The organism is Mesorhizobium sp. M0276 (genome assembly GCF_040321755.1).
Classification (GTDB): Bacteria; Pseudomonadota; Alphaproteobacteria; order Rhizobiales; family Rhizobiaceae; genus Mesorhizobium.
On record NZ_JAMYSC010000025.1, the window covers coordinates 94,727 to 103,071 of the forward strand.

The following is an 8,345-nucleotide window of genomic DNA, read 5'->3' on the forward strand; positions in this document are numbered from 1 at the left end:
ATGAGCATGACCTATGTTGTTGTTTAGCTGGTTTGAAAGACGGCTCGATCCGTTCCCTGCGGCGGAACCGGTCGAGCCGCCCAGGACGCTGGTGGCCTTCTGCGTGCATTATACGCGCGGTGCCTGGCCCTACATCCTTCTCGACGCGGTGCTGGTGACGGCCATTGCGATCGCGGAAGTGTGGATGTTCGGCTTCCTCGGCCGCATCGTCGACTGGCTGTCGGGGCAGAATCGCGAAACCTTCCTGCAGACGGAAGCCTGGAAGCTCGCCGGCATGGCCTTTATCGTGCTGTTCGCGTTGCCGGGCACGGTATGGCTGCATTCGCTTCTCAACCAGCAGACATTGATGGGCAACTATCCCATGCGCATCCGCTGGCAGGTGCATCGCTACCTGCTCAAGCAGTCGATGAGCTTCTACCAGGACGAGTTCGCCGGCCGCATAGCGACCAAGCTGATGCAGACCGCGCTCGCCGTGCGCGAATGCGTCATCAAGTTGATCGACGTCCTGAACTACGTCATCGTCTATTTTCTTGGCATGCTGTTCATCGTCGGTTCGGCCGACTGGCGGCTGGCGTCGCCTCTGGGCGTCTGGCTGGTCGGCTACATCCTGTTGCTGCGCTATTTCATTCCGAAGCTGGGCAAGGTCGGCGAGGAGCAGGCCAATGCGCGCTCGACCATGACCGGGCGTGTCGTCGACAGCTACTCCAACATCCAGACGGTCAAGCTGTTCAGCCATGCACGCCGCGAGGCTTCGTTTGCGCGGGAAGGCATGGCCGGCTTCCTCCAGACCGTCTATCGGTCGATGCGGCTGGTGACGGTGCTTTTCGGCCTGCTCTACATCATGAATTCGCTGCTCTTGTTTTCGGTCACGGCGATGGCGTTGTGGCTGTGGCTCGGGCAATCGGTGACGATCGGCGCTGTCGCCGTGGTCATCGGACTCGTGCTCAGGCTGTGGGGCATGTCGCAATGGATCATGTGGGAAATGTCGGGCCTGTTCGAGAATATCGGCACGGTGCAGGACGGCATCGCCTCGATCTCGTTGCCGCGTCTGGTCGAGGACAGGCCGGGCGCCAAGGACATCGCCGTCTCCAAGGGCGAGATCCGCTTCGAGAATATCCGCTTCCATTATGGCAAGCGGAAAGGGGTGATCGAGGATCTGTCGCTGGCGGTGAAGCCGGGAGAAAAGGTCGGCATTGTCGGCCGCTCGGGCGCCGGCAAGTCGACGCTGGTCAATCTCCTGCTGCGTTTCTACGACCTGGAGAGCGGAAAGATCCTGATCGACGGCCAAGAGATCGCCGGTGTGACGCAGGATTCGCTGCGCGCCCAGATCGGCATGGTCACGCAGGACACCTCGCTGCTGCATCGTTCCGTGCGCGAGAACATCCTCTATGGCCGGCCCGACGCCGCGGAAGAAATGCTTGTCGAGGCAGCGCGGCGCGCCGAGGCGCTGGATTTCATATCAGGGCTTTCGGACGCCAGCGACCGCAAGGGCTTCGATGCCCATGTCGGCGATCGCGGTGTCAAATTGTCCGGCGGCCAGCGGCAACGCATCGCAATTGCTCGCGTTATGTTGAAAGACGCACCCATACTTATCCTTGACGAGGCCACCTCGGCGCTTGATTCCGAAGCCGAGGCGGCAATCCAGGAGAATCTCTACAAGCTTATGCAAGGCAAGACCGTCATCGCCATCGCGCACCGGCTGTCGACCATCGCGGCGATGGACAGGCTGGTGGTGATGGACAAGGGCCGCGTCATCGAGGAAGGTTCGCACGACGAACTCGTCGCCAAGGGCGGGCTCTACGCGCAGCTCTGGCAGCGCCAGTCGGGCGGGTTCCTGCTCGAGGACGGTCCGGCCGACGCCGCCCCAGCTGACGCCGCAAATGACGCACTTGCAAAGGGCCAAGCTGCCGAATGATGACTGCCGTCTATCGCTGGTTCGAGAACTGGGTCTATCCGTTCAGGGAGCCAGCGAATCTTCGGCCACCGACCAGCGTCGGCGGCTTTCTCTGGCACTATGTCGGCCAGGCGAAGTTCGCCTTCTTCGCCATGCTGGTCATTGGCGGCATCGCGCCGCTGGTGGAGGCCGGCCTGTTCTACTTCGTCGGGCGGCTGGTCGATATTCTCGACCAGCTTCCCGCCGAGCGCAGCTGGCATGCCTTGTGGAATGCCGCCGGCCCTGAACTGGTGTTCATGATCGCGGTGGTGCTGGTCATCCGGACCATCGTCGTTGGCCTGTCGGCGCTGGTCGACGAACAGACGATCACGCCCGGCTTCTACAATCTGGTGCGCTGGCAGGCGCACAGGCATGTGTCGCGCCAGTCCTACGCCTTCTTCCAGAACGATTTTGCCGGCCGCATTGCCACCAAGGTCTGGCAGGCGGGCCAGGCGACCGGCGACCTGATGGAAAGCTTCATCGAGGTCGTCTGGTTCATGATCGTCTACACGGTGACGACGCTGGCGCTGGTCGCTGGCCTCGATCTCAGGCTGGCGGTGCTGGTGGTGATCTGGATTTCCGCCTTCGGCTGGCTGGCCAAGCTCTATCTGCCGGCGATCCGCAAGCACGCGGAGGAAACCGCCGAAGCCGGCTCGATGATCACTGGCCGCATCGTCGATTCCTATTCCAACGTGCAGACGCTGAAACTGTTCTCGGCCGACGGCGACGACCGCTACATCAAAAACGGCTTCGACATCTATCTCGACGCGCTGCGCCCCTTCACCCGCCGGCTGACCGGCGTGCGAATGGCGCTGACGACGCTGTCGGGCACTATGATCACGGCAATCGGCTGCTTTGCCGTCTATCTCTGGGTCGAAGGCTCGATCACCGTCGGCGCGGTCGCTTTCACGCTGTCGCTGGTGCTGCGGCTCAACATGCTGCTCGGGCGGCTGATGATGCAGCTTAACAGCATATTGCGAAACCTCGGCGTGCTGGAAAATTCCAAGGCATTGATCTCGCAGCCGCTCGGCCTGATCGATGCACCCGACGCGAAGGAACTCGTGGTGGCCGGCGGTCGCATCGAGGTGAAGAACGTCGAGTTCCATTACGGCAAAGGATCCGGCGTGCTTAACGGCATCGACCTTACGGTGCGGCCGGGCGAAAAGGTCGGGCTGGTCGGGCCGTCGGGCGCCGGCAAGACGACTCTCGCCAATTTGATCCTGCGGCTCTATGACCTGGAACGCGGGCTAATCACCATCGATGGTCAGAACGTCTCCGATGTCACCCAGAATTCGCTGCGCGCCAATATCGGCGTCGTCAGCCAGGACACGACCCTGTTCCACCGTTCGCTGCGCGACAACATCAAGCTCGGCATGCCTGGCGCGACCGAGACGCAAGTGATCGCGGCGGCAAAGAAGGCCGAGGCGCACGAGTTCATCCTGGGCCTGCGCGACAATAGGGATCGTGTCGGCTACGAGGCCTTTGTCGGCGAGCGCGGTGTCAAACTGTCGGGCGGCCAGCGCCAACGCGTGGCGATCACCCGCGTCTTCCTCAAGGACGCCCCGATCCTGATTCTCGATGAAGCAACCTCGGCGCTCGATTCCGACATCGAGGCGGCGATCCAGGAGAATCTCACGCGGCTGATGGAGAACAAGACGGTTATCGCTATCGCCCACCGGCTGTCGACGATCGCCGCGCTCGACCGGTTGGTTGTGCTCGACGGTGGCCGCATCGTCGAACAAGGCACGCATGACCAGCTGGTGGCGTTCGATGGGCTCTATGCGCGGCTGTGGAAACGCCAGTCCGGCGGTTTTCTCTATCACGAGGACAGCGTGCTCGAAGAGACACGCCCGGCGGAGTAGCTCCATGGTTGGATCTGCGGACCCAGAGATCGGCCCCGGGGTGTGCTATGTGCTCAAGCGGCTCCGGCCAACCACCCCGGCCTTCGAGACGCTGAAGCAGGAAAGCCGGCTGGAAGGTTACTGGATGCTGGTGCGCCTGGGAGATGGCTGGGCAAGCGGCCGCAACAAGTTCCTGAGGCGCGGCGAGGCGCTGTACGGCGCCTGGAATGGCCGGGAACTCGTCGGTGTGTGCGGGCTTAACATCGATCCTTATTTCGAGGGCAGGGACTATGGCCGAGTCCGGCACCTGTTCGTCAGTGTGCGCCACCGTCGCACCGGCCTCGGCCGGATGCTGGTCGAGACCGTCATCGACAGGGCGCGTTGCCATTTCGCCGTGCTGAACACACGCGCGCCGCACGAAGCCTTCGGTTTCTATGAACGGCTTGGCTTTCTGCGCGTGGAAGGCGAAGAATTCGTCACCCCCCGCATGATTTTCGGGAAAGGAGGCTGAAATGTCCTTGCGTCCGCCATCTCATCTTGCCGGCGCCTCGGCTGCCGAGGTCGCCTTCGACGCGCTCGGCCATGAGATATTGGCGGAGAAGGCGGCCGCACTCGGCCGCGCCGGCCAGCGGGTCGAGGAAACACTGGCCAGGCTGCGCGACAATGCCGACGAGCAACTGCGCCCCCGGCTGCTCAAGGAGGCCGCCGAGGCGGTGCACGGCTATTTCATCCAGCGCGAACTGTGCGGGTTGCGTAGGCACGACGCCGTCATCCGCGAATACAACATCCCGAGGGCCGTGCTTGCGAGGCTCGGCGTCAAATAACTCTGTCTTTGACCATGATCTTTCCGAAAACCGGTTCCCACTTTTCGGGATCATGGTCTACTCAAGCCATTCGGTGATGAACGTGCCGTTCTCGTGGATGTCGGTCGTCTCCAGCGGGCCTGGGCCGAGCTTGGTGAATTTGTGCGGCGTGTTGGGCGGCACCATCAGGATCTGGCCGGAGGAGGCTTCGATCTCCTTGTCGCCGACCGTGAACAGTCCGGTGCCCTGACGGATGATGAATATCTCTGCGTAGGGATGCGTGTGCAGCCGAGGACCGCCGCCGACATCGGGCAGGTAGTTGAAGATCAGGCAGGAGTTGGAGCCGTAGGCGCCGCATTGCAGTTCGCCCTTCCAGCGGTCGGAGCGAACGGCCCAGGTGTCGCGGTCTATCACGTGTGCCATGATGGTAAGGATAGACCCGGCTGGCGCCTTGTGTCGAGGCGCACAAGGGCATCGGATTTGCGGTTGTTTCCCTGCTGCTTAGCGATGTTTGACGGCTATCCGGCGTCGCATTGCCCGGCGGCGGATTTTGTCCCCGCGACAATCTGCCCTTGTGCCTTGATCCGTCTGGACAAAAACGGGCTTCACGCATAAACCGAGGTCCAAATGCCGGAGGAATTCGCAAGCCTGTTCGCCATGCGCTGTCGGGTTGGCGTAATTGAGCGGGGAAAAAGGCTCAGCCACCGGCACGGAAGAGGCGAAAGGATCAGGCACCCGTGAGCGCAACCGACACCCAGGATCCCAACCGTCGTGATTTTCTCTACGTCGCCACCGGCATGGCCGCAGTGGTCGGCGCGGGTGCATTCGCGTGGCCGTTCATCGACCAGATGCGCCCCGATGCCTCGACACTGGCGCTCGCCTCGGTTGAGGTCGACGTCGCCTCGCTGACGCCGGGCATGTCGCTGATCGTCAAGTGGCGCGGCAAGCCCGTCGTGGTGCGCAACCGCACCGAACAGGAAATGAAGGACGGCGAGGCGGTCAAGCTGGCCGATCTCAAGGATCCGATCGCGCGCAACGCCAATCTGCCGGCCGACGCACCGGCGACCGATGCCAACCGCACCACGCCCGGCAAGGAAGCCTGGATGGTGATGGTTCAGGTCTGCACGCATCTGGGCTGCATTCCGCTCGGCCAGGAAGGCGATTTCGGCGGCTGGTTCTGCCCGTGCCACGGATCGCAATATGATACCGCCGGACGCATCCGCAAAGGCCCGGCCCCGGAGAACATGGCGGTGCCGGTATTCAAGTTCATTTCCGATACCAAGATCCTTATCGGTTGAGGCAGGGGATATTTCGATGAGCGAGGGACACTCGACCTATACGCCCAAAACCGGTCTCGGACGCTGGTTCGACGCCCGCATGCCGCTGCCGCGGCTGGTCTATGACAGCTTCATCGCCTATCCGGTGCCGCGCAACCTCAACTATGCGTGGACCTTCGGCGGCATCCTGGCGATCATGCTGGTAGCACAGATGCTGACCGGCATCGTGCTGGCCATGCACTACACGGCCGATAGCAATCTTGCCTTCGGCTCGGTCGAAAAGATCATGCGCGACGTGAATTCGGGCTGGCTGCTGCGCTACTTGCATTCGAACGGCGCGTCGTTCTTCTTCATCGCCGTCTATATCCACATCTTCCGTGGCCTTTATTACGGCTCCTACAAGGCGCCGCGGGAGCTGCTGTGGATCCTCGGCTGCATCATCTATCTCCTGATGATGGCGACCGGCTTCATGGGCTACGTGCTGCCCTGGGGCCAGATGAGCTTCTGGGGCGCGACGGTCATCACCGGCTTCTTCACGGCCATTCCGCTGGTCGGCGACTGGATTCAGCAGCTGCTGCTCGGCGGCTTTGCCGTCGATAACCCGACGCTGAACCGCTTCTTTGCGCTGCATTACCTGCTGCCGTTCATGATTGCCGGCGTCGTCGTGCTGCACGTCTGGGCGCTGCATGTTGTCGGCCAGTCGAACCCGACCGGCATCGAGGTCAAGTCGAAGACCGACACCGTTGCGTTCACCCCTTATGCGACCATCAAGGACGCGTTCGGCATGCTCGTGTTCTTGTTCTTCTTCGCCTATTTCGTCTTCTACCTGCCGAACTATCTCGGCCATCCCGACAACTACACGGTCGCCAACCCGCTGAAGACCCCGGCCCATATCGTGCCGGAATGGTACTTCCTGCCGTTCTACGCCATCCTGCGCGCCATCACCTTCAATGTCGGGCCGATCAACTCCAAGCTCGGCGGCGTTCTGTGCCTGTTCGGCGCGATCGTCATGTTGTTCCTGGTGCCGTGGCTCGACACCTCGAAGGTGCGGTCGGCCGTCTATCGGCCCTGGTACAAGCTGTTCTTCTGGGTGTTCGTGGCCGATGCCGTCCTGCTGGGCTGGTTGGGCTCGCAGCCGGCGGAAGGCAGCTATGTGTTCATGGCGCAGATGGCGACGCTGGTCTACTTCGCCTTCTTCCTGGTCGCCCTGCCTGTGCTCGGTCTGATCGAGACGCCGCGAAGGCTGCCGAACTCGATCACCGAAGCAGTTCTCGAGAAGAACAAGGGCGGTGGCGGACATCCGGCTGGCGCCACGGCCGCACCAGAGACCAAGGGCTGAGCATGATCCCGAAAAGTGGGAACCGGTTTCCGGACAAGGCCATGCTCAAGCAGGAAGACAGACGGGTAGAGAATCTAAGGGGATTTGGCATGAAAAAGATTCTCACCTCGATGGCGCTGATCGGCCTTGTGGCCGCCGGCACCGGGGCAGCAAGCACTTGGGCGGTCGCCGCCGAAGAGGCACACAACGCGGCCAATCCGACGCATTTCCCGATCAACGAGCCGAAGGAAATGAGCTGGAGCTTCACCGGCCCGTTCGGCACCTATGACAAGGCGCAGCTGCAGCGCGGCCTCAAGGTCTACAAGGAAGTCTGCTCGGCCTGCCATTCGATGAACCTGGTGGCCTTCCGCACGCTGTCGGACCTCGGCTATTCCGATGCCCAGATCAAGACGCTGTCGGCGGAGTACACGATTCATGACGGCCCCAACGATGCCGGCGACATGTTCGACCGTCCCGGCAAGCCGTCCGATCATTTCCCGGCGCCCTTCGCCAATGACGAGGCCGCCGCTGCCTCCAATGGCGGTGCTGCACCGCCCGACATGTCGCTGCTGGCCAAGGCACGCGGCGTCGAGCGCGGCTTTCCGCAATTCGTCTTCGACATCTTCACGCAGTACGACGCGGGCGGTCCCGACTATATCCATTCGCTGCTGACCGGCTACGACCAGACGCCGCCGGCCGGCATGGTGATCCCGGAAGGCACCCACTACAATCCGTACTTCATGTCCAGCGTGTCGCTGAAAATGCCAAAGCCGTTGTCCGATGGTCAGGTGACTTATGACGACGGCTCGCCACAGACCGTCGACCAGTATTCCCGCGACGTTGCGGCCTTCCTGATGTGGGCGGCCGAGCCGCACATGGAAGACCGTAAGAAGACCGGCTTCCGCGTTCTGGTGTTCCTGTTGCTGTTCGGTGCGCTGGTCTATCTCACCAAGCGCAAGGTGTGGGAAGGCGTGGCGCATTAAGCGACACAGCCAATTGATCACAAAAGGGCGCCGAGGGGCGCCCTTTTTGCTGAACGGGGGTTGGCGATCTGGTGGTCAGGTGCGTTCTTGTCGCACAGGTCCGTTGGGTACCCGTCCGGTGACGGCCGCCTTGCTGAGGTAGGCTGAAGGGCTGCAAGTCCTAGTGCAAGCACTAGGAGTAGCCCTATGA

8 protein-coding genes are annotated in these 8,345 nt (G+C 62.2%); 7 read left to right on the top strand and 1 reads right to left on the bottom strand.

What is annotated here, in order from left to right; genetic code table 11:
• The first annotated feature begins 13 nt into the window (after positions 1 to 13).
• From NKJ01_RS20495 to NKJ01_RS20510, 4 genes are read left to right on the top strand one after another with little or no spacing between them, the layout of a single operon-like run.
• Positions 14 to 1,915, top strand: a complete 1,902-nt coding sequence (locus tag NKJ01_RS20495; RefSeq protein WP_352730485.1) for an ABC transporter ATP-binding protein — start codon at positions 14 to 16, stop codon at positions 1,913 to 1,915.
• Positions 1,912 to 3,795 carry an ABC transporter ATP-binding protein gene (locus NKJ01_RS20500; RefSeq protein ID WP_352730487.1) on the top strand — a complete coding sequence of 628 codons (1,884 nt, stop codon included), beginning with the start codon at positions 1,912 to 1,914 and terminating at the stop codon, positions 3,793 to 3,795. The genes NKJ01_RS20495 and NKJ01_RS20500 overlap by 4 nt, the downstream gene beginning before the upstream one ends.
• A gap of 4 nt (positions 3,796 to 3,799) precedes the next feature.
• Positions 3,800 to 4,285: a GNAT family N-acetyltransferase gene (locus tag NKJ01_RS20505; protein WP_352730489.1), complete on the top strand. Its 486-nt coding sequence runs from the start codon at positions 3,800 to 3,802 to the stop codon at positions 4,283 to 4,285.
• A gap of 1 nt (position 4,286) precedes the next feature.
• A complete protein-coding gene (locus NKJ01_RS20510; protein WP_352730491.1) occupies positions 4,287 to 4,598 on the top strand; it encodes a DUF6665 family protein in 312 nt (103 codons plus the stop codon).
• 57 nt (positions 4,599 to 4,655) lie between these two features.
• Here NKJ01_RS20510 and NKJ01_RS20515 read toward each other — a convergent pair whose 3' ends face one another.
• On the bottom strand, positions 4,656 to 5,000 hold the full coding sequence (locus NKJ01_RS20515; protein WP_352730492.1) for a cupin domain-containing protein: 345 nt from the start codon (positions 4,998 to 5,000) through the stop codon (positions 4,656 to 4,658).
• 314 nt (positions 5,001 to 5,314) lie between these two features.
• Between NKJ01_RS20515 and petA the strand changes: the two genes are divergently transcribed.
• The 3 genes from petA to NKJ01_RS20530 all read left to right on the top strand — a co-directional run bounded on the left by petA (position 5,315) and on the right by NKJ01_RS20530 (position 8,155).
• The gene (gene petA, locus NKJ01_RS20520) at positions 5,315 to 5,875 is read left to right on the top strand and encodes a ubiquinol-cytochrome c reductase iron-sulfur subunit (protein WP_013529984.1); all 561 of its coding nucleotides are present in this window, start codon (positions 5,315 to 5,317) and stop codon (positions 5,873 to 5,875) included.
• 16 nt (positions 5,876 to 5,891) lie between these two features.
• The gene (locus tag NKJ01_RS20525) at positions 5,892 to 7,193 is read left to right on the top strand and encodes a cytochrome b (protein ID WP_352603480.1); all 1,302 of its coding nucleotides are present in this window, start codon (positions 5,892 to 5,894) and stop codon (positions 7,191 to 7,193) included.
• Positions 7,194 to 7,282: 89 nt separating this feature from the next.
• Complete coding sequence (locus NKJ01_RS20530; protein ID WP_023760722.1) at positions 7,283 to 8,155, top strand: cytochrome c1; 873 nt, start codon at positions 7,283 to 7,285, stop codon at positions 8,153 to 8,155.
• The last annotated feature ends 190 nt before the right edge of the window (positions 8,156 to 8,345 follow it).